Below are 22250 nucleotides of genomic sequence, written 5' to 3' on the forward strand. Positions count from 1 at the left end.
AAGTGACAGGGCGACTGGCTGTGACAGCTCTGTCACTTAGTTCATCTTAAACTATTAGCTAATAGGAGTGAGCAATGGTAAATGTGATGTCTATTCAATCAATTTAATATATCAACCATGGATGAGCCGACAAGATATGGGATAATATTACTCTCATTACCTTATTTCTCAGCAAGGACGGACTTTGGGCTACAAAACGGTTGAACTCATTCACTTGATGACACACGAATTTCAACAAGTCGAAGGTGACTTTGAATCCTTATCCGAGCGTGAGTTAAAAGGTGTCATACCCTCTGGGATGGGCTATCGCCAATTCATTGAGCAATTAAAGCAAGGTCATCTGCTACTTCTTAATGACTCTCCACAGGCTCCGCTGCTAATGAAGGATAATAACGCATTAGGCAGCGCGGCTTGGGGTTTGAATAGTCATGTCAGTAATAACATTGAACCAACCGCTCAAAAAGCGTTACTGGCACGTACACAAATGAGTGGTGGCACGTCAAGTGGCACTCAAAGCAAAAGCCTTCATCCTCCTTTACCGATGCCCACTTACATCCCTGAGCGGCCTCGCCCAGATTATTCAGACGAGCCGCCTTCGCTAAAATACGAATACAATATTGATATCGCTTGCTCTCACGATGCCTTTCATCGCAATGTTGGCTGCTCCTTTGCTCTGGCTAAAACAAAAAAAGAAGCCATGCTCGGTCGCTGGAATGAAAGCAAAATAGAGGAAGGGACTCGTTACACTTTGCTGACGGCATTTGATGAGCCTAAAAAGCTGGTGGGACAAGTCGCTTCAATCTCAATGGGTATTTCTCCTAACCAACCCGTAAAAATGAGAACGATAGGAAGCGGTGTCGCCTTAGAGGGCTTTATTCCTGTCACACCCGCCGTGCAATTGGGCGAGCGTTTAGGTTACCCAACAGAAGGTTTTTATTATCACATTCATGACGGCAAACTGATTCAAGAGTACCGAATCCTTGGGGATAAAAAGTGGAGTTTTTATGCCACTCGCTCTATGCACCATCGTCTTGACTCCGAGAGAGGCTATAACATTGACCAAACCGCTATCTTGGTCTTTTGGAAGCTCAAGGGAAAAGTGGTTGAGAATCAACACCTGATTTATCTCGATAGGCAAATTACTCGGGATGAGCTTGATAGTTTAAATGATGAATGGCTAGGTGAGCACGGTGTTTCGCTTGATATACCAGAGCTACTTGCTGCGCCGAAAAAAGCCATCCAGACACGTAATGACTTTATGGCAACGAAAGAAGAGACCCGGCCTCTCCCTCACCACATTGTTCAAACAGACCCAGAAACAGGTCAACGTGAAACGTGGATGAGCATTGCACAAAAGTATGCATTAACGCCTAAGACGCTACTGACACTCAATCCACAGTATGATGCTGACCCCATGTCATTGGCCGTTGGTCATTCACTCAACGTCACTCACAATACGGAAGGCCCGAAAGCAAAACACTCGTTTTTCGCGAGTCCACAAGCAAAACCAGAAAAAGTGAATCAGCCATCAAATGCGTATTATGAATTCACGGAATCTTACCTTGCTGACACGCACGTTAAAGCGATTAACCATGAACACTTGATTGAAAAAGACATCCCAATCGTCAACTTGAAAGAAGTGACACCGAGTAAGGTGTTTGCGAAATCTTGCCAACTACCGCAAGGTTGTATTGACGCAGGCGTTATAGAAGAGCCCATTCAAAACTTTGGGCCTTGGTCATTCTTTTTTGGACAAGCGCAAGCTCATCCATTGGCTATCCCTGCTATTCAGGCCACACAGGCTCAAATGGCGATGGGGGCGACCGCCTCTATGGCAGGACAACCTAAAACGAGTACATCAGGCTCTACTGCCACTGAGCTCGAAAAGCTGGCGGGCACTTTGAAAGATAAGCTGATGGAGAGCTACCGCTGGAAAGTCGATGGGATCAGTGCGTTATTTGCTATGCAGCAGTCTTTGTTAGGGGATGGTACGCAGTATAGTGATAAGGAATTAAGGCAGCTCAGCACGGTACAAAGCCGACTTCGTGTTCACATTACAGAGCCGAATGAAGATGAATACTATCCGCATGTGAAAGCCTACCATGTTGATGATACGCGCATTCCAGTGAAGTACGTCGCGCAAGGTGATAATAACCAGCTCTCCGTTCAGCTAGAAGACGAAGGCCCCATCATTTATTGGACGCCAGCAGACAGCGGCGACCCTAGCTGGCAAAGCACACCAAGTCAAGATGATGGTTTTGAACTGGAAGATATACGAGTCACGCCGATTCATTCTGATGAAACGACAGTCACTGTCACTCCAATGCCAGAAGAGAAAGATTGGCGCGATGCGATTTTAGTGTTTCCAGAGAGTTCGGGCATAACACCACTTTATATTGTATACAGTGAAAATGCTTACTCATCAGGATTTAAAACATTTTTATCTCCAGATTCATATCCTGGCGTTTCGAGAGCTCGCCATTTTCAAGAAGCTAATGAGAATCTTTTGAAAATGATAGAGTCAGATCAGGGCTTTGCAAGTCAAATGGAATCGCTAAATATTAAGCTGGAGAGAACAGCCACGGGGTTAGCTCCTAGACGACCACCCAAAGGTTGGACATGGCACCATGAAAGAGAAAAAGGCAGTATGGTATTAGTCCCAAGAGAACAACACACTATTGGTAGTGATGAGTGGGGAGTCCTTCATCCAGAAAACAAGGGGGGATATTCAATATGGGGAAAATAAAAATGAAATTAAAAGAATTAATACTTGATTTAGAAAACCTAGACCCTGAGTTAACTATTTACATCGACGGAGCATGGAGTCCTGAATCTAATATCTTACTTTGCTTCGAGCCAGAAGATGGAAGCTCACCCAAAGAATACGAATACTTTTTAGAAGTCTTCATATTACAAGAGTTATTTGAAAGTACGCCTGATATTACTGTAGAAAGAATTATACAGTATGCTTTGTATGATGCTTAAGGTGTTAAAAACGCAGTTACAAGACAAAAGATGCAGTAATAATGAGGATACCATTTCATGCAAATCAAAAAAGATGGCAAAGGTCAATTGTATATCGAGTGGCAACAAGCGGCTGGTGGCTATAAGCGTGCTTGGGTTCAGCACAGGGAGCCCGATAGAGATTGGGCCAACACGCCAGAGGGGCGTTACTTAAATGTGGTTCGTATTGCTGAATTAGGTGCAGGCCCAGCAGGCAATGCTACGGATTTCCCTATTTTTAGCCCCCTTTCTGATGAACAGATCCTCATTGCTTTTGTTACCTCTGTTTCTGCGATTACAGGTTGCGAGCTCAAAGATGAATGACTCTTATGCTGCTGAGCATGATTTAGTAGGCATTTAGAGCTATACAGTTAAAGCATTCGGATCTGATTTGAACCATGAATACGGTTTTGCTTCGACATATCCCGAATATCTGTTTAGACACGCAGTCCCGATAGTGGGTCGCCTCCTCCGTTTCAGATTTATCAATTTATTAAATCATCGACTGACAGAGACAACCTTCACAAGCATCATTGTCTAACAGACAATTTTCCCATATTCTCTCACCATTAAAACCATCAGTAGAATTGGCGAGCGAAGAAAGACTTCCTAGCTTCAAAGTCGGTGGATTTTGGCGTTTAAGAGTGAAATTCTTGAAGCATGGGGACAAGAGCAAGAAGCTTAGGTTTAACTGAGCCCCCAAATACAATATTACTTACATGTGCCGACTGTTTTCACGATGTCGGTCAATAGTTGAAATGAATTGAGCAGAATATGAATAAGCAACAATTAGCGGCAAAAATCTGGGAATCAGCGAACCAGATGCGTTCAAAGATCGAAGCAAACGAATACAAAGACTACATCTTAGGTTTCATCTTTTACAAGTACCTCAGTGACCAACAGGTGCAGTTTGTTACCAAAGAGGGGATGACGCCCGATGAAATCAAAGCGCTAACAGAAGAAGACGCTGAAACAGTCAAATACATTCAAGATAACCTTGGCTATTTTATTGCTTACGAAAATCTGTTTTCAACGTGGGTTGATCCAACGTCCGACTTTGATGAATCTAACGTACGTGATGCACTGTCTGCTTTTAGCCGTTTGATTTCTCCTACTTACAAGAAGTTGTTTGAAGGCATCTTTACTACTCTAGAAACAGGGTTGAGCAAACTCGGTGAAAGTGCGGGTAAGCGAACTAAAGCTATCAGCGACTTGCTACACTTAATCAAAAGTATCCCTATGAACGGTCAGCAAGGTTATGACGTTCTGGGTTACATCTACGAGTACCTGATTGAAAAATTTGCAGCTAATGCGGGTAAAAAAGCCGGGGAGTTTTATACGCCTCATGAGGTCTCGGTTCTCATGTCGCACATCATCGCTCATGAACTCAAAAATAAAGACACCATTGAGATTTACGATCCAACGTCCGGCTCTGGCTCACTCCTTATCAATATTGGTGAGGCTGTTGAAAAATACGCTAAAAACAAAGACAGCATTACCTATTATGCGCAAGAGTTAAAAGCGAATACCTATAACCTTACCCGTATGAATCTGATTATGCGTGGTATTAAAGCCAGCAACATTAAAACCCGCAATGGCGATACTCTAGAAGACGACTGGCCATACTTCGATGAGAACGATCCACAAGGTACTTACGATGCCTTATACGTGGACGCTGTTGTCTCTAACCCACCGTATTCACAACAATGGGACCCTAGCTATAAAGATAGCGATCCTCGTTATTCGCGTTTTGGTCTAGCCCCAAAAACTAAAGCCGATTTTGCCTTCCTATTGCACGATCTCTATCACCTAAAGCCCGATGGTATTATGACCATTGTATTACCTCATGGGGTGTTGTTCCGTGGTGGTGAAGAGGGGGAGATCCGCAAGCAGCTTATTGAGCAGAACCACATTGATGCCATTATTGGTTTGCCGGGTAATATCTTCTTTGGTACAGGTATTCCAACCGTGATCTTGGTGCTCAAGCAAAAGCGTCAGAATACCGATGTATTGGTTGTTGATGCGTCTAAGCACTTTATTAAAGAAGGCAAAAACAACAAGCTGCAAGCGAGCGATATTAAGCGCACTGTTGATGCCGTGATCAATCGAGAGAGCATCGATAAATTCTCGAAAGTAGTGAGCAAAGAAACCTTACGCAATAATGGTTATAACTTAAACATACCACGCTATGTGGACTCTTCAGCTGCGGCTGAAAGCTGGGACTTACACGCCACCATGTTAGGCGGTATCCCTAACAGTGAGATTGATGAACTCAATTCATATTGGCTTGCTTTCCCTGAACTACGCAGCACCTTGTTTGTGGCTAAATCTTCTGCGTACAGTGAGCTGGCTATAGCTAAAGACGCAGTCAATATAAGCATTAGCAGTCATCCACAGGTGGTAGATTTTATCGCAGGTTACAAACAAGCTTTTGCTGGGTTTGATGACGACTTAAACACTAAACTCATTAAAGGTTGGGAAGGGGTTAACCGTAATCAACAAGAGGCTTCACTAAGTGTTGAGCTCTTTAACCGCCTAAGTCCTATTGCTTTAATCGACAAATATCAAGCCTACCAATTTCTGAATAACCAATGGCAAATCATTAGCGCCGATTTAGAAATGATGCAAACGGAAGGTTTTGACGCAACGAAGCAAGTTGATCCAAATATCGTTATCAAAAAGAAAAACGGTAAAGATACTGAGGTACAAGATGGCTGGAAAGGTCACATCTTACCTTTTGCCTTAGTACAAGAGACTCTCTTAAGCGAAGACCTAGCAGTACTGGCTAAACAAGAGAATCGTTTGGCTGAAATTGCCAGCACTCTTGAAGATATTTTGGGGTCTCTCAGCGAAGAAGACAAAGAACAAGATACCGTAAAAGAAGGTAAGGATGGCTTTGCCAATGCCGAAGTAGCCAAGGCGGCTAAAGCTTTCTTTAAAGAGCAAAAAGAGACCAAAACCAAGTTCTCAGCTGAAAGTTACGAAGCGAAAATAATTAAGGCCAATAAACTCATTGACGAAGAAAAGGTGCTGAAAAAAGCAGTGAAAGAAGCGACCACTAAACTGCACCTTAAAACCAAAACCACTATTGAGAGCTTAAGCGACGAGCAAGTGAATAATCTACTGCATCTAAAATGGATCGAGCCGTTAAGTAGCGAGCTTGCTGCGATGCCAAGCGCTGTGATTTCTCAGTTGACCAACCAAGTACAAGCCCTTGCCGATAAATACGCTGTAACCTATTCGCAAGTCGCGAGTGATATCAAAACCACCGAAGATGAATTGGCTGAAATGATGGATGGCCTCACTGGTAATGAATTTGATATGCAGGGCTTAGCCGAACTGACTAGCTTATTGAAGGGCGAATAAGATGACTGTGGATAAAAATGTGCCAGACATCCGCTTTAAAGAGTTTAGTGGGGAATGGGGAAAGAGTCCTTTGGGTAGTCTTTGCCTCATTGGAGATATAGACCATCGTATGCCAGAATCGAAAATAACGGGCATACCATATTTAATGACTGGTGACTTCTATGGTATTAACGGCCTTGACTTTAGCAATGCCAAGCTAATATCCATTGAAGACTATGAGCAGTTATCAAAAAAAATAAAGCCTGAATTTGGCGATATATTGTTTGCTCGTTATGCATCTGTTGGGGCTGTAAGATATGTTGAAACAGATATTAAATTCTTGATTTCATATTCTTGTGCAATTCTGAAAACGAACAACACCACTTATGGTAAATATTTGTTTTATTTTTTTCAGACTGAAAAAACGCAAGGTCAGTTCGAATTAGGTATCAATACCGGATCTCAAAGAAATATTGGAATTGACTCTTTAAAATCCCTTTTGGTGGCTTTGCCTAAACCAGATGAACAAACCCAAATTGGCAACTATTTCCAAAAGCTTGACAACCTAATCAACCATCACCAACAAAAGCATGACAAGCTCAGTAACATCAAAAAAGCCATGCTGGAAAAGATGTTCCCCAAACAAGGCGAAACCATCCCAGAAATCCGCTTTAAAGGGTTTAATGGGGAGTGGTTAAGTAACTCAATTGGCGAAATTTGTGGCGCAACTTTTGGTGGTGGTACTCCATCGACGAATGATAAAGATTTTTGGCAAGGTGAAATCCCTTGGATTCAATCCTCTGACATCAAAGACGGTAGTGTTACCTCTGTTACTGCAAAGAAGTACATTACTAAAACGGCAGTCAACAAGTCTGCGACTAAGCTGATCTCTGGCAATTCCATAGCAATTGTTACGCGAGTTGGCGTAGGAAAGCTATCTTTGATGCAAGGCGAGTATGCAACAAGCCAAGACTTTTTATCACTAAGCGATATAAAAATAGATTCACAATACGCTGTTTACGTTATTTGGAAACAATTGCAAATTGAAAAAGAACAAGTACAAGGGACCTCGATAAAAGGAATCACAAAGGATGAGTTGTTAGGAAAGTTTATAAGCTACCCAAAATCGGAAAAAGAGCAAACAGCAATCGGCAACTACTTCCAAAAACTCGATACGCTGATTAACCAACATCAACAGCAGATCACCAAGCTCACTAATATCAAGCAGGCTTGCTTGAGCAAAATGTTTGTTTAAGGAATGACAATGACCATTTTTAAAACCGAAGCGCAATTTGAGCTGGCTTTTATTGAAGTTCTCACCCAAAAAGGGTGGGAGTCGGAAATACTTAAAAACAAAACAGAGGCCGAGTTACTGCAAAACTGGGCAGACATTTTGTTTGAAAACAATCGCCAACAAGATCGCTTAAACGATGTGCCGCTGACTACCACTGAAATGCAGCAGATTATTGAGCAGATCAAAGAGCTGAAGACGCCACTCAAACTCAACGGTTTAATTAATGGTAAAACGGTCGCGATTAAACGAGACAATCCTGATGACTCGCTGCACTATGGCAAAGAAGTCAGTTTGAAAATTTATGACCGCCAAGAGATCGCAGCGGGTCAAAGCCGTTACCAAATTGTGCAGCAACCCAAGTTCGAACGAGGTAGCCCGTTACGTAACGATCGTCGTGGTGATGTACTGTTGCTAATAAACGGTATGCCCGTTATTCATATTGAACTAAAGCGCAGCGGCATTCCGGTCAGTCAAGCGGTCAACCAAATTGAAAAGTACTCTAAAGAAGGCATTTTTAGCGGCCTTTTTTCGCTTATCCAAGTCTTTGTTGCGATGGAGCCAGATGAGGCTAAATACTTTGCTAACCCCGGACTAGATGGCAAGTTTAACCCTGACTATCAATTCAGTTGGGCCGATTATAATAACGAGCCCGTGAACCACTGGAAGGATATCGCCTCTACGTTGCTATCTATACCTATGGCACATCAGTTGATCGGTTTTTATACCGTCGCTGATAATACCGACGGGGTACTTAAAGTCATGCGTAGCTATCAGTATTACGCTGCTAATGCGATATCGGATCGAGTCGCTAAAACCAACTGGAAGCAGTTAGGTGGTATAAACAATAAAGACAGACTTGGTGGTTATGTATGGCATACCACTGGCTCTGGTAAAACCATGACCAGCTTTAAGTCAGCGCAGTTGATTGCTCAATCAAAAGACGCCGATAAAGTGATTTTCTTAATGGACCGCATAGAGCTTAGTACTCAGTCTCTACTTGAATATCAAGGATTTGCTAGTGATGGAGAAGTGGTACAAGCCACCGAGAATACCCATGTACTGGTGACCAAACTAAAGAGCACCGCGCCTGCTGATACCTTAATTGTTAGTTCGATTCAAAAAATGAGCAATATTTTTGAAGAGGTGGATGATGAGGGCGTCGCAACAAACTCGGCTGACATTGAAAAAATCCGAGCTAAGCGCTTGGTGTTTATTATCGATGAGGCGCACCGCTCAACGATGAGTGCAGGCGAAGAAAATAAAGATGGTATGTTGGTAACGGTGAAAAAAACCTTCCCTAAAGCCCTCTTTTTTGGTTTTACGGGCACGCCCATTCATGAAGAAAACCAAATCAAGAGTAATACAACGACGGATGTTTTTGGTGGCGAGTTGCACCGCTATAGCATTGCTGATGGTATTCGTGATGGAAACGTATTGGGGTTTGACCCTTACAGAGTGTCTACCTTTAAGGATGCCGAACTAAGAAAAGAGATTGCCTTACAACAAGCCAAGGCCGACTCGGTTACGGATGTGATGGCAGAGCCTGCCAAAAAGAAAAAGTTTAATCACTTTATGAATGATGTGCCGATGGCTGGTTATAAAGATGCAACAGGCAAATATCATAAAGGCATTGAAGACTATATTCCTAAAAGCCAATACTTAACGAAGGCTCATCAAGAAAAAGTCGTCGCTGACATCTTGGATAAGTGGGATGTACTGAGCCAAGGCAGTAAATTTCACGCCATTTTAGCCACTAATAGTATCGCTGAAGCGATTGATTATTATCGCCGTTTAAAAGCAGATAAACCTGAGTTAAAAATATCTGCTCTATTTGACCCTAACATTGAGAACGATGGTAGTGGTGACCGTGGCCCGACGTTTAAAGGTGATGGTCTAGAAGAGATTATGGCTGATTATAACGCCCGCTATGGCCTAGAGTTTGATTTTGCCCGTCACTCGGCCTTTAAAAAAGACATCGCTGCGCGTCTTGCCCATAAAGAGCAATACAAGAATATTCACAAAGAGCCTTCAAAGCAGCTGGACTTACTGATCGTGGTCGATCAAATGCTGACTGGCTTTGATTCCAAGTGGTTGAATACTTTGTACTTAGATAAAGTGATTAAGTATCAGAATATCATTCAGGCTTTCTCGCGCACCAATCGCTTGTTTGGTCCCGACAAACCTCACGGCATTGTTCGTTATTATCGCTACCCACATACCATGGAGCAGCACATTAATGATGCTGTCAAACTCTATTCTGGCGACAAACCTATTGGACTGTTTGTTGATAGGTTGGCAAGTAATATTGAGCTTATGAATAGGGTGTCAGCGGATATCTCTGAGCTGTTTGCTAGTTCTGGTATTGAAAACTTTGAAACGCTGCCAGACGATGTCGAGCTCTGTGCTAAGTTTACCGAATTATTTAATACCTTTAACAAGCACCTAGAAGCTGCCAAAGTGCAAGGTCTGAATTGGGAGCAGTCTACCTATACTGACTCGTTAGAAAGCGAGAATGGTGCTGAGCGTGAGGTCACTCTGGCTGTCGATGAACTCACTTACATGAGCTTAGTTCAGCGTTATAAAGAGCTTGCTGGCAAAGGGGACGGCAAGGGAGAAGGGGCAGGTGGTGATGTTCCTTTTGATATCAGTGGTTATTTAACAGAAATAGACACGGGTAAAATCGACGCCGACTACATGAATAGTCGCTTTGATAAATATCTAAAAGAGCTTAATCAGCACCAAGATTCCACAAGTGTCGAAATAACTCTCAATGAGTTACATAAATCATTTGCGTCACTAAGCCAAAGTGAGCAAAAGTATGCAAAGCTCTTTTTGCACGATTTGCAGCGTGGGGATGCACAGTTAATTGAAGGCCATACTTTTAGAGACTACATCAACGACTATCAAAACCAGAAGGAACAGTTGCGAATAGCCGCTATTGTTGAGGCTCTTGGTTTAGATAGGGATTTACTTCTCCAGTTGATGGGAGGTGATGCGAATGAGCAGAGCATTAACCGTTTTGGTCGCTTTGATAAACTGAAATCAACGGTCGATAGGAGTCAGGCAAAGGCTTACTTTGAAAATATTGAAGGCGCGACGATCCCCCCTTTCAAACTGAACATGCGCATTGATAAGTACCTTCAAGAATTTATCTTTGGGCAAGCTGAAGTGCTCTTAAGTGAGAATTAAATGGGATGAGTACTAAAGCACTCCCTTTCAGTATCCCCCTTATGGATGCGATCAGACATGATTATGAACGATTTCGTTTTGATACCCACCAGTATTCTCATCAAGGGCTTTTTACCGATGGTGAGAAGCTGTATGCGGTTATATTGGATGTGGAGAACAATGATGCACTTCTTGATGAACTCAGGGAGCATTATGATAAGTACCATACCATTGGTATACCACCAGCGAAGATCGTGGGTGAGATAGCACAAGGGTTTCGTTCAATAGAGTCTCGCAGCAAGCTGGAAAAAACACTCACACATGCTCAGCCCATGACTATCGATGAAACCATTAATTTGTTCGTGTTGCACATTCCTAAAAAGTATCACCCATTTCATGTGGATTTCCTATTCAACACAAACGAGTTTAACCTGACCTTTAAATCTGAGCTGACTCGTAGTGAACAAGAAGAGGTGCAGCTAATTTGTGAGGCTTTAGGCTATCAAGGTTATGATTTTATTTTTAATGTCGATCTTACAATGCCTGACTTTCCGGGAAAAGTTGAACACGAACCCAATACTCGCAACAACCTAGTACTGACAGCTAGTGGTTTAATGCAAAAGCAGTTCTCCAAACCTTTGCTAACTAGATATGAAGAGGATGAAGATTTTTGGGCTCAAAATAGACAATCAGTATTTAGTGGAGATGAGGTTGACCAAAAAAGCCAATATCTTTTACCCAAGTTTGAAGAGCCAAAGTCTCGCTGCTTTGTGGATGCGTCTGTCTTTCCGCGTCAAAACTTGAGGGTTTATTTGACCTTATATGAACAGGTCATCATTGCACTACCACTCAATAAAGACTCTGAATACTTTTATAAGATGTTTCAGTTGGGGAAATATGAATTTCGAGAGCTGGTGGCACGAGGACGGTTGTTGTTTGTGGCACCACAAAACCTTGAGCGATATTCTCAAGAATTACTGTCTGATATCATTATGGTTGATCCTTGCTCTATCATTTTCTCAAGGCGGCTCGCGGCCTCAACCATTCGAGGTATACAAGGTAAATCAGGAATAATTGGTACAACCTTCTCAAGTGATGAGCAATACCACTTCCTTCATCAATGCTCTCGTATTAAAAGCCCTTCAATACAAAGCCTTGCTCAAACACTCTCAGAGCAATGGCAATACGGCGAATATATGGTCAATAGAGAGGGGGCTGTATCAACGCATCGACTCGGGCTATCCAGTATTGCAGCTAAAGGTTTTGAGCTGAGAGGGCGAGATATTTATCTTGAATTATCAACAGCGGCTATGGCGTATGAATATGCTCAAGGACTTAGCGCACATCATTTTCCTTTTGACGGGGAGCAATATTCCGAAGTATCAGCGTGTCAGGTGATTAGTGGGTTTTACAATGGTGTTCGTACTGACTCAAAGCAGATTCATGAATCTGAATTGGGTATGTTACTTCATGAGATATATGCTATTGATAACGATATGGATATTCTTGAACTTGATTCTGCGCTTTCAAATAGCCTGATTCGCTCTTTACCTAGTATCATTAACCAGTTCGCCAATATGGATGAAAGTGAGCGATTCCATAAATTGAGAGCGCTTAAGGATGAGGTAACTAGAATTGAAAGCAATAAAACCCGAATGTCGCGACTCAACATATCAGGATTTCCTTCGGTGGCTGCGGGGGCTGGAGTGGAGCTAGTGGGAATTAAAGGCGGTGGTGTAGTTGCGCTTGGAGGTTGGTTACTCAATGCACTCAATGTATATGCCGATGAACTCCAGTTAACGAATAGCCCGATATTCACCAAACTTTCAAGCTTAAATCATTTCACCAGCCATGATGCTGTTATTATACAGCGTGTAAGGAAGAGGATTTCGACGTCATATAACGCTTCGCTTCAATGATATGGTGAGTAAACTTACCGAACAGGTTACTAATCTTTACGAATGAGCATCTAAAACTTCAAATAAAATCACTGTCTTAAAATACAGCTATGGTTTACACTATTTCCGTTGCATCGACTGAAAAATGTAAACCTTTTAGACGAAATTGGATAAATAAAATGAAAACTTATCATACCTACAACGCTGTAGATGTTGCATTGAGCTTGCTTAAGCACGCGAAAGAGCAAGGTAAATGTTTCTCCAATTTGCAGCTACAGAAACTCACTTACGTATGCCATGGCTTGTCTTTAGCGCATTTTCAACGTCCTCTAGTGGTTGATGACGTATTTGCATGGAAGTTTGGTCCAGTTGTGCCATCTGTGTATTTCCGTTTTAAGTCGTACGGTTCAAACGTCATTACTGAGCATGGCGATGTCGTTCTCGATGCTGAAAGCGAATCGATCGTGAAGGATGTTGTGTCTAAATTGGGCGACTTAAGTGGACCACAGTTGGTGGACTTAACACACCGAGATGGTAGCCCATGGCATCAGGTTTGGGATGGCACACATCAAAAAGTGATTCCAGACCATTTAATCCAATCCCACTACGTGCAAATCAAACAGTCAGGACATACTACCAGTCTGTGAGTGATAAAGAAAAAAGTGTCGTCAGTTTCCTCATTGACGACACACCATCGGCTGAGCAATCATCCAAGACCTTCCATGACGACTACGAGCTGAACTTTCAAGATTTCCTTGAACGAACTGTCGATGAACGTGCTGCTGAAGACTTTTCATATACCAATAATGGAGTGAAAAAAGCAGGTAGACGGCTTCGTAAAAAAGAAGGGGATCTTAAATCTGCCACCACGACTATCCAACAGTTTCGCGCTGCTCATGAAAAGCCACTCAATACTATTGCCTATCTTGTTGGGCGTTGTTGTCGTGAACTTGGTATCGATGTTAAGCCTGTAACTCGGTTAAAGCGTTTAGACACTATAATCGATAAGCTTCAACGTAAATCACTTGACGGCCACACAGCGAACGCAACATGTGTCACTAATATGAATGATATTGGTGGGTGCCGAGCGATATTCCCGGATTTAATCTCACTAGAGCAGGCAGTATCTCAATTACAAGGTACTGTTGAGAAAGTAGGTCGAGTGAGAATTAAAGATATTGATAATTATATTTCTAATCCTAAACCAAATGACTGTGGTTACAGAAGCTTACATGTGATTTATCGATATGATCATACGAGTGGCAAGAGCTTTAACATAGAAGCTCAATTGCGGACTAGGCTTCAACACCTTTGGGCTACCACTGTCGAAATAGTGGATATCTTGGAAGGAACAAAAATCAAAACGCATTCTCATAGTGCCAATGAAGATAAAGACGATCTACAGATCAAATGGGAAGAATTACTCTCGATCATGAGTCGGTATATTGCAGATGCCGAAGGCGCTATAGTGTTAGGCGAAGAAGAGATAAATCAATGTTCAATACGGCTGCGTGAGCTAAATGATGAGATTAATGCGCTAGGTAGACTTAAAACTTTTAGGATCTTATCTGAAAAAATAGAAACCTGTTGCGATGATGCTACCGAACATGTTTTGTTAATAATTGATGAGAAATCATTGAAGCTTATCTTCAGTGAGGAGTTCAGCGATTACAGCAAGGCTATTTCTGTTTACAACGCTGCGGAAAAGGTGACCAGTAGTCATTCTGGGATCAATGCCCTACTCATCTCAACGAAGAATATGGGGCAGCTCTCAGAAGCTTATCCTAATTATTTAGGTGATTGTGCTTCGTTTATTGTGTTGCTTCAAGAAGCGATGCAAAGGTAGCTAACAAAAAAATAAAGTCCACTCCATAGAGAGGCGAATTGATCGCCTCTCTTTTTTATTCAGGTATCGCCAGCTCACCTAATGGCACGTATCGCGCCTTGTTTTCTGTTCGATAAAAGCTGATTTTCTTTATCTTCCAGCCATAGCGTAAATACTTAGTGTCGGTCAGATAGTAGCCTTCTCCCATTGAAAACCGCTCTCGATGCTCCACACTTTTCTCTTTGTCATTCAGAAAGGCCGTCTCTGGATGATTGAGGCTCGCTTTACGCATTTCCGAAAACAGATGTCTGTTGTGCTTCGACCATGCCAGTATGATGGTCTTTAACGTTTTGGTATGAAACTCACCCGCATACGGCTCACTGATTTCTGCATCATAGTCGGTGAGTGTCGCCACAATCACACCTTTAGCCCATATCGGTACTTCCAGAGCCTCTTGGAACGCCTCCTCCGCTTGTTGGTGCTCGCGCCATGCTTCTTCCCGCTCCTGTTGTTTGGCTGCTTCTTTTGCTGCCTCCTGTGCTTTGGCTTGCGCTTCAATCTGCTTAATCTGCATTCGACCCAAATCAACGTTTGTACAGTCCAATGCGTACGTCCTAATGAATCGGATGAGCTGCTGGTGGTACTTGTCATGCAACCATCGCTTATCGGCTTCTCCTTTGTGTATATGGTAATAGTTGAGCGTGCTTAAACAGTGCTCTGCAAATCCTTGGTCATTACCCCCACAGCCTAAATCTAAGCGGCATTCGTGTTGGTGCTCATTATCAAAGGTGACGGTCACTTTGGTTTTATCGTACCCGCCTAATGGATTGGTCTTAGCGACGTTTAGTGCCTTAGCTTCAAAGTCAGCAAAGTCATACTCAGTATCAGAATCAAAGACTCTGGATTCTGACCAATGAACATAAACGGTGAGCGGTTGAATGGTTTTTTCTGCCATGATTGGTATTCCTTTTTCGTTATAGAGGTGAAACTGACAACACGCTGAGCATCGGTGTCTGTTTGAGTTGTTCGTTATCGAGGTAGAACAGGCTCAGCCCTTGAGTACTTAGGCGTAGCTTGGTGGGAATAGTGTTAAGGCACTGGCCTACGAGGGTGAAACGTAACGTCTGTTTCTGGATGAGTGCTTGCTTGATGGTCGCAAGGTGTGGGAAGTAATTCATGTGCTCTGTAGGCAAGTCCACCTCAATGCACGTTAGCCACTGTCGATACGTACCACTCTCTTGGGTATCCATCTCACTCTGTTCAAACAGGGATTGATATTGCTGTTTGGTGCGTTCAGGCAACAGGCAAGCAAAGTAGCGAGTGGTGAGCGTTAAAATGAGGCTGTCGTATTGCGCAGTCACCCAAGGCAGGGGCGTGGTGCGTTTAAAACTGTCTTTGCCCTCCAGGCGCGTTTTTTCTGCATAACCTAAATCCGCGAGGATGTTTAACCATCGTCGAATCGTATCAGGGGACTTTCCTATTCCTAACGCCTCTGAGACATCACACACACTCTCTAAAGATTTGGGGTAACGAGTAGGAAGCTGAGCAAGCAGTAAAAAGACCGCTTCGATATTGGATGGTGGCATGGCTGTGCTCCTATAGAATGAAAAAAGCCACAACCGATTAGGCTGTGGCTTGAACTAACATTAAGAATGAATTGAGGCGCTTACTCCTCGTTGTAGCGCTCGTGAGTGATGAGCGGATGGTCATGAGTTGGACAGTCAGGTAACTCTGGTCTGTCTTCTTCCAACGCTTTATCTATCAGTGCGGCAGATGTGCCAATCGCAGTCGACACCGCAAAACCGGCTGCACTGATGGTGCCAATGGCCCCAAAAACAGGGGCGGCGGTAATGACGCCCGCGACACTGGCTGTGGCTGCGACAGCTTTACCAACGGTTACATACCAAGACATGGTGGTCTCCTTTTTTTGTTGAGTGAAAGTAAAAAGGCCATCTCAAAATGAGATGGCCTTATCGGGTGTTGCTATGATTAGAGTGGTTATTGTTAGGGTGAGTACGCTTTATCATTGAGGCCCCACCGTAATAAGGTCATAGGCGTCCATCGCCATGTACGCCAGAAAGTTATGCTCCCAAAGCTGATACAGCTCTTTTGCTGCACTGTCCTCTTTAATGGGTGCCCAGCCTTGCTGGTGGTGGGCAAACCATTCTCCTCGGCTGAAATCAAAATCGAGTCCTCGCTCTAATTCAGGGTAGTGATGACCGATATAAGCAAAGTCCGTGATGTAGCTGTAATGCCATGCGCCATCACTGTGTTTATTGAGACAAATTTCAACCGGATGAAAGCCGCCCTTTTCAGCGCTGTAACTGGCATCTCGAAAGTTGAAGATAATACCGTCAGCATCAATTAGTGAATCAGCAAGCTCATCATCTAACGTAAGCTGGTGTGCTAGCGTTGTCACAATAGAGTGTATCAGAGCATCAGAGACAGGGAGCAATGACGCTTTGATGTTGGTGGAAAGAAACCCTATTTGGCTTCGGATTAACAGTTGTTTAGACATAATGCGCCCTCCTACAGGCAGTAAGATAAGGTAATTTAAAATAGAACGGTTGAGTTCGAGCCAGAACGACTCATGATAAAGCGGTCATTGACCGAGGTGACTTAAGGGCTAGATGGCGTGCTTTTTCACTGCGCGGTAAGGCGGTGCAGAGCCATTGAGCCAGCACTTGCCTTGATAGCGAGTCACTAACTGTTGAAAGAGCCACATCTCAAACGCAGAGCTTGGCGCAATGGAGACATCAAAACCGTCTTCATCACCACGTGTTCGGTCTTGCCAAGTGGCCTTAAAATCCGACAGGTGCGTGTTCAACACACGATACGACTCTTGCTCCTTTTCATTTTGAGGGACACGTAACCAAACAGAAAGGCGCTGACAATGCGGCATCACTCGATAATCACGAGCCTGGTCTAATGTCTGACGTACAGCACGTATCCACCCTTCGGCTTTGGTATCACGTCCATTGAGTTTTAATCCACCCGATTCCGCTTGCGCGGACCAATCACAGCCGTATTTAACCAGCAGGCTATGTTGCGTATCGACGCCACAAAACTGCCAATCACGACACCGCTTATTGGTGTCTGGATCAAATAGATTACTGCAACCTATCAACATGTGAAGCATAATAAGGTCATCGCTTCTCAATAAGCATTGGTAACGCTCATACAGACGTTTCTTAAGCTGATGGTCACTCATGGCTGTCACGTCTTGATTCAAGCGCTCAGTAAAGAGCTGACGCACCTGCTGCTCGATGTCTTTCTCTGGCACGCGCAGTGCCAGTTGTTCATACACAATGTCATAAGACATGATGAATACTCTCCCTTTCAAAATAACAAAAACGGCCCATCAGAATGACAGGCCGTCTCAATAAAAACGATATCTTCCGCGTCATGTTTTCACCTTGGTAAACCTCACATCATCAAAATGTTCATCCATTAACTGACGACAAAACATCCGAGACCAACTGAGCAAGACATCCATGACTTCAGGCCTAGCGAGCTCACAGCCTTTGATGTCTGGCTGATAAAACCAGCCGCGTTTGAAGTTAAAGTACAACTCTGGTGTCACACTGCGGTGCGTGTCATCGGGATAAGCAAAGCTGGCGATAAACACCACACGCCACTGCTGGTCATGACGCTCTAAACGCACTTCAACAGGATGAGTGCCACGACGAGTTTGATAGTAAGGCGTATGACGAAAGCTCACGGAGAGCTTATCGACATTGATAGGTCTTGGGGCACTGTCCAGCGCCGCACTTAAACACTCAACCAATGAAGGTAATAAAGTCACCTCATTGTCATAGCAAGACACAACAGTATTCATCACAACCACCCTCGCTCGGCAAAAGAGACGCTTTCTTTGCCAATCACAATATGGTCCAGCACACGAACGTCAATTAACGCTAAGGCATCGACGAGACGGCGGGTAATCTTTCTATCAGCTTGAGATGGCTCAGCGACACCAGATGGGTGATTGTGTGAAAAGATAACCGCTGATGCATTATGCTTAAGCGCGGCTTTCACGACTTCACGGGGGTACACGGAGGCGGCATCCACCGTACCTTGAAACAGCTCATCAAAGGCTATCAGTTGATGTTGGTTATCCAGAAACATCACGGCAAACACTTCACGCTCATAATGCGCGAGTTTACAACCGAGAAACTGTTTAACGTTATTGGGGTTTGTGTAGGCATCACCGACTTCAAAGCTTTGGGCTAAGATATCGGCGGCTGTTTCGAGTACTTGCATGGCCGTAATAGGCTGTGGAAACTCATAGGTTGCATTGGGTAAGTGGGTAGGCATAGGTCAATCCTCTTAGGTTACAGGCACAAAAAAGCCCGCAGCGCATAAGAGCGTTACGGGCGATTAAGAATAGAGATACACCTAGGTAATATAGACCTATGAATTTTTGATATTTAGGGAAAACTTAATGCTATCTATGCTTTATTTAAATAACGGACTATTTGTTAATGTATTTATGCGGTACCTACGATGTAGATATAAACGGATCAAACTGAGGTATTTCGGTGGCTACATCAAAATTCCGAGTGTTTCTAAAACATTATTGATTAATAAAAAACCAACCCCAGCGCCAATCAATTGCGGCCCACACATCCAAAATACCTTTACTTTAAATGTTTCGGCTGCTCCTGAAGTCATTATGAAATCTGGTTTGCAAAAATCCCTAAATAATTTGCCAATATAAGCGCCTAAAGCCATAGTAGGGGGCAATACAGTAAGCAAAAGGGCTACTCCAAGAAACCCTAATTGCCCAATTTCACCTTTAAATACAAGAGTCAAGACCATACATCCTGTTAAAGCGAACGTTATTAAATAGTATCTTTTGAAGCTGCTTTTTTTTTCATAATCCATTTCACTAGATTCCATATCGTACCTCTTTGTTTTTATACCTAAGTAAAATTGAAAAAATCGATGTTTCTCATTATTTAATTCTTAACGGAAAGGCTAGCCCATTGAAAAAATCGTTAACTTGCAATGACAAATTAGAGTCATGCTGAATTTTCAAGCCACTTAACGGAGCATTACCAGTACAATCGGTTTCTTCTGAAAAAGGTGAACCCTCATACCCATTGACTGGCGTTTTTTCAACGACATAAGCGGTATATAATGCATTCTCTTCATTAAAATTTTTATTCGTTATATAACCGAGTTCAAAAAAAGTGCCCTCTTGAATACCGATCACATTACAAACTCCATTAACAATATAGCTCGCACCATAGCCCGGACCTTCACTTTGATGATACCCATAAGCTCGAATTTGAAATAAGCTGCCCAGCCCATCAAAAGAAACTAAAGCCGTCATTTCTGAGCCATCTTGTTTTAAAACAGTTAGGTTTGAGAGCAATGTATCGTTAGCATCGTAAACATGCTGCTTAATTTGAACTTCTTGTCCGTTAACTAGCAGTTTTCCAGCTTCGCTTGATTTCAAAACAACGTTAGCTTGACTAGACCAAGCAACGACACTTAATAGCAAGGTGGGGATTAAGGTTGATTTCATTGATTACTCCAAAGTAATAGACGCATTAGTGGTTAGAATGATAGGCGCATTAGAGACCGTTAAGCTTGCAGTGCTAATCGGTGTATCTAATGTGCAGCCTTGGTTTTCACATACATCGATAACGCTCTCTGTTGGAGGTGTAGGACCAACTTCGATTGCTTTATCATCACTGCATCCTATCAAGACGGTAGTGCAGAATATGAACACAATATTTTTCACAGCTTCACTCTCCTAATTAGCACAAGAAGCACCCATGTGGGTGCACATGCTGCGCTATATTACTTGTATCTTAATTGCACCGCAACAGGTGCAGTGTCATTTATGAGCAAAATAATATTTAAAAACATAACCGGTCGGAAAATTCGATATGTACGACTGAGTAAACACTTATCTCAACAAGACGTTGATCGTATGTGTAGTTTAAAAGGAATAGAGATGACAAGAAGCAAACTAGCGAAGGCCGAAGCTGGAATGATTAGAATAACCGATGAGATGCTAAGAGATCTCGCTGAAATACTTGACGTCGGTGTTAACGTATTTTTTGATGATCTTGATGAATAGAGTCATCAAGATCACCTGATGACTCATGATGTTGTTAAGTAAGCAAAATACAAGACATATTGGCTGAACAGTCGATATGATCGCTCCACCACTGCATCATATCTCGTCGTTGCTCTACGTATTGAGTACGATTGTAGGCCGCTCTCACTTTATCCTTATCTGCATGCGCTAAAGCTGCTTCGACTAGATCGCCCGTGAACTGAGGTTGTTCATTGAGTGTAGTGCTCGCCAATGAACGTAGACCATGAGATACCAATCGGCCTTTGAACCCCATACGCTTAAGAGCCATGTTCACGCTAGCGTTACAGCATGGCCGTGATTCATCTTTATGGGAAGCAAAGATAAACTCACTGACACCATGTCCACTGATTGCTTTCATTTCATTGAGTAAAGCTAACACCTGTGTTGATAAAGGAACGCAATGCTCGCGCTTCTTTTTCATTCTTTGTGCAGGAATACGCCATAGCTTTTTAGTCCAGTCAATTTCATCCCATCTTGCTCCTGCCGCTTCGGAAGGGCGAACCATTGTATGGAGCTGCCATAAGATCAAACAACGAGTCGTACTAAAGATTCGAGCGCGTGATAAAGCTGACATTAACTCTGGTAATGCTTCTGGCGGTAATGTCTTCATATTCTCAGCATTTGGCTTTTTAAAAGCTTCTTTGATATCGGTTAAACCGTTCACTTCAATGTAGCCGCTATTACGAGCAAACTTCATGATCTCGTTTACACGTTGGCAAATCCGACGCAACACTTCAAGCTTTCCTTGTTTTTCTAGAGGCTTGAGCGCTTGAATCATTAATTGTGGGGAGAGCTCAGAGATAGGCACTTCACCAAGTGTAGGCAAAAGGTGTAACTCAAGAGAGCGATAAATATCATCAGCATGATCTTCAGTGATGTTGCTCTTTTTTACATCAAGCCATTCTAAGGTGATACTTTTCAACGTCATATTGAGACGCATTTTCTCTTTTAGTACCTGTTTGTCACGGTAAGATTTAGGATCGATACCTTGCTCGATAAGACCACGAGCTTCACGAGTTTTTTCTCGTACTGTTTTAAGAGAGGTCATTGGATAGGTGCCAAGCGTGAGGTTAACACGCTTAGAGAGTACAGGATGGGTATAGTTGAACAGCCAGGTTTTAGTGCCGTTCGGTTTCACTCTAAGACGAAGGCCATTTCCATCAGAAAGAATGTATTCTTTAGTTTTAGGCTTTGCGCTTTTAAGTTGAGTTTCAGTAAGGGGTTTAACTTGTTTTGCCATGATGGTACACCGTTGAATTGAACATACGGACAATGTACCCAAGGGTGTACCTTTACAACCACGTTATGTCGCTGTGCTATCAGCCGTTAAGCGACAGCCAAACCACGTAATACGGTAATTTAGGCATAAAAAAAGACGTCCTAAGACGTCTTTCTTCATGTGTTTGGCGGAGAGATAGGGATTTGAACCCTAGAAGGGCTACAAACCCTTGCCGGTTTTCAAGACCGGTGCTTTCGACCACTCAGCCATCTCTCCGTTGTTGGAGCGTATAATAAAGGGTGCTCAGCAGGTTGTAAATAGGCAACCATATCGTTTGCTTTCTTTTTATACACTTCAGGTGATTTTCTTTTGGGTTGAACGAA

Annotated in this window: 21 protein-coding genes and 1 tRNA gene; 10 read left to right on the plus strand and 12 right to left on the minus strand. The window is 43.0% G+C overall.

Annotated elements, in window-relative coordinates:
- Nucleotides 1-184 precede the first annotated feature (184 nt).
- The 9 genes from QF117_RS10855 to QF117_RS10895 all read left to right on the plus strand — a co-directional run bounded on the left by QF117_RS10855 (nt 185) and on the right by QF117_RS10895 (nt 14554).
- Nucleotides 185-2746, plus strand: coding sequence for an S-type pyocin domain-containing protein (locus tag QF117_RS10855; RefSeq protein ID WP_282388946.1), 2562 nt, complete (start codon nt 185-187; stop codon nt 2744-2746).
- A 2-nt stretch (nt 2747-2748) separates the two neighbouring features.
- Nucleotides 2749-2985, plus strand: coding sequence for a hypothetical protein (locus tag QF117_RS10860; RefSeq protein ID WP_265674480.1), 237 nt, complete (start codon nt 2749-2751; stop codon nt 2983-2985).
- 57 nt (nt 2986-3042) lie between these two features.
- A complete protein-coding gene (locus QF117_RS10865) occupies nt 3043-3327 on the plus strand; it encodes a hypothetical protein (RefSeq protein WP_282388947.1) in 285 nt (94 codons plus the stop codon).
- A gap of 450 nt (nt 3328-3777) precedes the next feature.
- Nucleotides 3778-6369 carry a type I restriction-modification system subunit M gene (locus QF117_RS10870; RefSeq protein ID WP_282388948.1) on the plus strand — a complete coding sequence of 864 codons (2592 nt, stop codon included), beginning with the start codon at nt 3778-3780 and terminating at the stop codon, nt 6367-6369.
- A gap of 1 nt (nt 6370) precedes the next feature.
- Nucleotides 6371-7603, plus strand: a complete 1233-nt coding sequence (locus QF117_RS10875) for a restriction endonuclease subunit S (protein WP_282388949.1) — start codon at nt 6371-6373, stop codon at nt 7601-7603.
- Nucleotides 7604-7612: 9 nt separating this feature from the next.
- Complete coding sequence (locus QF117_RS10880; protein ID WP_282388950.1) at nt 7613-10831, plus strand: HsdR family type I site-specific deoxyribonuclease; 3219 nt, start codon at nt 7613-7615, stop codon at nt 10829-10831.
- Nucleotides 10832-10836: 5 nt separating this feature from the next.
- Complete coding sequence (locus QF117_RS10885; RefSeq protein ID WP_282388951.1) at nt 10837-12729, plus strand: hypothetical protein; 1893 nt, start codon at nt 10837-10839, stop codon at nt 12727-12729.
- Nucleotides 12730-12887: 158 nt separating this feature from the next.
- Nucleotides 12888-13355, plus strand: coding sequence for a type II toxin-antitoxin system antitoxin SocA domain-containing protein (locus QF117_RS10890; protein ID WP_282388952.1), 468 nt, complete (start codon nt 12888-12890; stop codon nt 13353-13355).
- Entirely contained in the window at nt 13352-14554 is a 1203-nt protein-coding gene (locus tag QF117_RS10895; RefSeq protein WP_282388953.1) for a RelA/SpoT domain-containing protein, read from the plus strand. The genes QF117_RS10890 and QF117_RS10895 overlap by 4 nt, the downstream gene beginning before the upstream one ends.
- A gap of 55 nt (nt 14555-14609) precedes the next feature.
- Here the strand turns inward: QF117_RS10895 and QF117_RS10900 are convergent, their stop codons facing one another.
- From QF117_RS10900 to QF117_RS10945, 10 genes are all read right to left on the minus strand, one after another.
- Nucleotides 14610-15488, minus strand: coding sequence for an LPD25 domain-containing protein (locus QF117_RS10900; RefSeq protein ID WP_282388954.1), 879 nt, complete (start codon nt 15486-15488; stop codon nt 14610-14612).
- A 19-nt stretch (nt 15489-15507) separates the two neighbouring features.
- The gene (locus QF117_RS10905) at nt 15508-16119 is read right to left on the minus strand and encodes a hypothetical protein (RefSeq protein WP_282388955.1); all 612 of its coding nucleotides are present in this window, start codon (nt 16117-16119) and stop codon (nt 15508-15510) included.
- 80 nt (nt 16120-16199) lie between these two features.
- Nucleotides 16200-16445 (minus strand): hypothetical protein, encoded by a 246-nt coding sequence (locus QF117_RS10910; RefSeq protein WP_282387847.1) that lies wholly within the window; start codon nt 16443-16445, stop codon nt 16200-16202.
- A gap of 111 nt (nt 16446-16556) precedes the next feature.
- Entirely contained in the window at nt 16557-17051 is a 495-nt protein-coding gene (locus QF117_RS10915; RefSeq protein WP_282387848.1) for a DUF2787 domain-containing protein, read from the minus strand.
- 108 nt (nt 17052-17159) lie between these two features.
- Nucleotides 17160-17855: a hypothetical protein gene (locus QF117_RS10920; RefSeq protein WP_282387849.1), complete on the minus strand. Its 696-nt coding sequence runs from the start codon at nt 17853-17855 to the stop codon at nt 17160-17162.
- A gap of 81 nt (nt 17856-17936) precedes the next feature.
- Nucleotides 17937-18371 (minus strand): DUF2787 family protein, encoded by a 435-nt coding sequence (locus tag QF117_RS10925; RefSeq protein WP_282387850.1) that lies wholly within the window; start codon nt 18369-18371, stop codon nt 17937-17939.
- Nucleotides 18371-18850 (minus strand): DNA repair protein RadC, encoded by a 480-nt coding sequence (gene radC / locus QF117_RS10930; protein WP_282388956.1) that lies wholly within the window; start codon nt 18848-18850, stop codon nt 18371-18373. Before radC ends, QF117_RS10925 begins: the two co-directional genes overlap by 1 nt.
- 228 nt (nt 18851-19078) lie before the next feature.
- Nucleotides 19079-19435, minus strand: a complete 357-nt coding sequence (locus tag QF117_RS10935; protein ID WP_282388957.1) for a hypothetical protein — start codon at nt 19433-19435, stop codon at nt 19079-19081.
- A 55-nt stretch (nt 19436-19490) separates the two neighbouring features.
- On the minus strand, nt 19491-20066 hold the full coding sequence (locus tag QF117_RS10940; RefSeq protein WP_282388958.1) for a hypothetical protein: 576 nt from the start codon (nt 20064-20066) through the stop codon (nt 19491-19493).
- 3 nt (nt 20067-20069) lie between these two features.
- Entirely contained in the window at nt 20070-20285 is a 216-nt protein-coding gene (locus QF117_RS10945) for a hypothetical protein (RefSeq protein WP_282388959.1), read from the minus strand.
- Between the two features lie 102 nt (nt 20286-20387).
- Between QF117_RS10945 and QF117_RS22405 the strand changes: the two genes are divergently transcribed.
- Nucleotides 20388-20627 (plus strand): helix-turn-helix transcriptional regulator, encoded by a 240-nt coding sequence (locus QF117_RS22405; RefSeq protein ID WP_348984835.1) that lies wholly within the window; start codon nt 20388-20390, stop codon nt 20625-20627.
- Nucleotides 20628-20661: 34 nt separating this feature from the next.
- Here the strand turns inward: QF117_RS22405 and QF117_RS10955 are convergent, their stop codons facing one another.
- Together QF117_RS10955 and QF117_RS10960 are read right to left on the minus strand one after the other, a co-directional pair.
- Complete coding sequence (locus tag QF117_RS10955) at nt 20662-21888, minus strand: integrase domain-containing protein (RefSeq protein WP_282388961.1); 1227 nt, start codon at nt 21886-21888, stop codon at nt 20662-20664.
- A gap of 164 nt (nt 21889-22052) precedes the next feature.
- Nucleotides 22053-22143 (minus strand) — tRNA-Ser (locus QF117_RS10960).
- Between the last annotated feature and the right edge of the window lie 107 nt (nt 22144-22250).

It is taken from the genome of Vibrio sp. YMD68, from assembly GCF_029958905.1.
Classification (GTDB): domain Bacteria; phylum Pseudomonadota; class Gammaproteobacteria; order Enterobacterales; family Vibrionaceae; genus Vibrio.

Excerpts from the sequence above, each read along its gene's own strand:
- QF117_RS10860 (WP_265674480.1), top strand. The coding sequence starts at position 2,749 with ATGAAATTAAAAGAATTAATACTTGATTTAGAAAACCTAGACCCTGAG.
- QF117_RS10865 (WP_282388947.1), top strand. The coding sequence starts at position 3,043 with ATGCAAATCAAAAAAGATGGCAAAGGTCAATTGTATATCGAGTGGCAA.
- QF117_RS10870 (WP_282388948.1), top strand. The coding sequence starts at position 3,778 with ATGAATAAGCAACAATTAGCGGCAAAAATCTGGGAATCAGCGAACCAG.
- QF117_RS10875 (WP_282388949.1), top strand. The coding sequence starts at position 6,371 with ATGACTGTGGATAAAAATGTGCCAGACATCCGCTTTAAAGAGTTTAGT.
- QF117_RS10880 (WP_282388950.1), top strand. The coding sequence starts at position 7,613 with ATGACCATTTTTAAAACCGAAGCGCAATTTGAGCTGGCTTTTATTGAA.
- QF117_RS10885 (WP_282388951.1), top strand. The coding sequence starts at position 10,837 with ATGAGTACTAAAGCACTCCCTTTCAGTATCCCCCTTATGGATGCGATC.
- QF117_RS10890 (WP_282388952.1), top strand. The coding sequence starts at position 12,888 with ATGAAAACTTATCATACCTACAACGCTGTAGATGTTGCATTGAGCTTG.
- QF117_RS10900 (WP_282388954.1), bottom strand. The coding sequence starts at position 15,488 with ATGGCAGAAAAAACCATTCAACCGCTCACCGTTTATGTTCATTGGTCA.
- QF117_RS10905 (WP_282388955.1), bottom strand. The coding sequence starts at position 16,119 with ATGCCACCATCCAATATCGAAGCGGTCTTTTTACTGCTTGCTCAGCTT.
- QF117_RS10910 (WP_282387847.1), bottom strand. The coding sequence starts at position 16,445 with ATGTCTTGGTATGTAACCGTTGGTAAAGCTGTCGCAGCCACAGCCAGT.
- QF117_RS10915 (WP_282387848.1), bottom strand. The coding sequence starts at position 17,051 with ATGTCTAAACAACTGTTAATCCGAAGCCAAATAGGGTTTCTTTCCACC.
- QF117_RS10920 (WP_282387849.1), bottom strand. The coding sequence starts at position 17,855 with ATGTCTTATGACATTGTGTATGAACAACTGGCACTGCGCGTGCCAGAG.
- QF117_RS10925 (WP_282387850.1), bottom strand. The coding sequence starts at position 18,371 with ATGAATACTGTTGTGTCTTGCTATGACAATGAGGTGACTTTATTACCT.
- radC (WP_282388956.1), bottom strand. The coding sequence starts at position 18,850 with ATGCCTACCCACTTACCCAATGCAACCTATGAGTTTCCACAGCCTATT.
- QF117_RS10935 (WP_282388957.1), bottom strand. The coding sequence starts at position 19,435 with ATGGAATCTAGTGAAATGGATTATGAAAAAAAAAGCAGCTTCAAAAGA.
- QF117_RS10940 (WP_282388958.1), bottom strand. The coding sequence starts at position 20,066 with ATGAAATCAACCTTAATCCCCACCTTGCTATTAAGTGTCGTTGCTTGG.
- QF117_RS22405 (WP_348984835.1), top strand. The coding sequence starts at position 20,388 with ATGAGCAAAATAATATTTAAAAACATAACCGGTCGGAAAATTCGATAT.
- QF117_RS10955 (WP_282388961.1), bottom strand. The coding sequence starts at position 21,888 with ATGGCAAAACAAGTTAAACCCCTTACTGAAACTCAACTTAAAAGCGCA.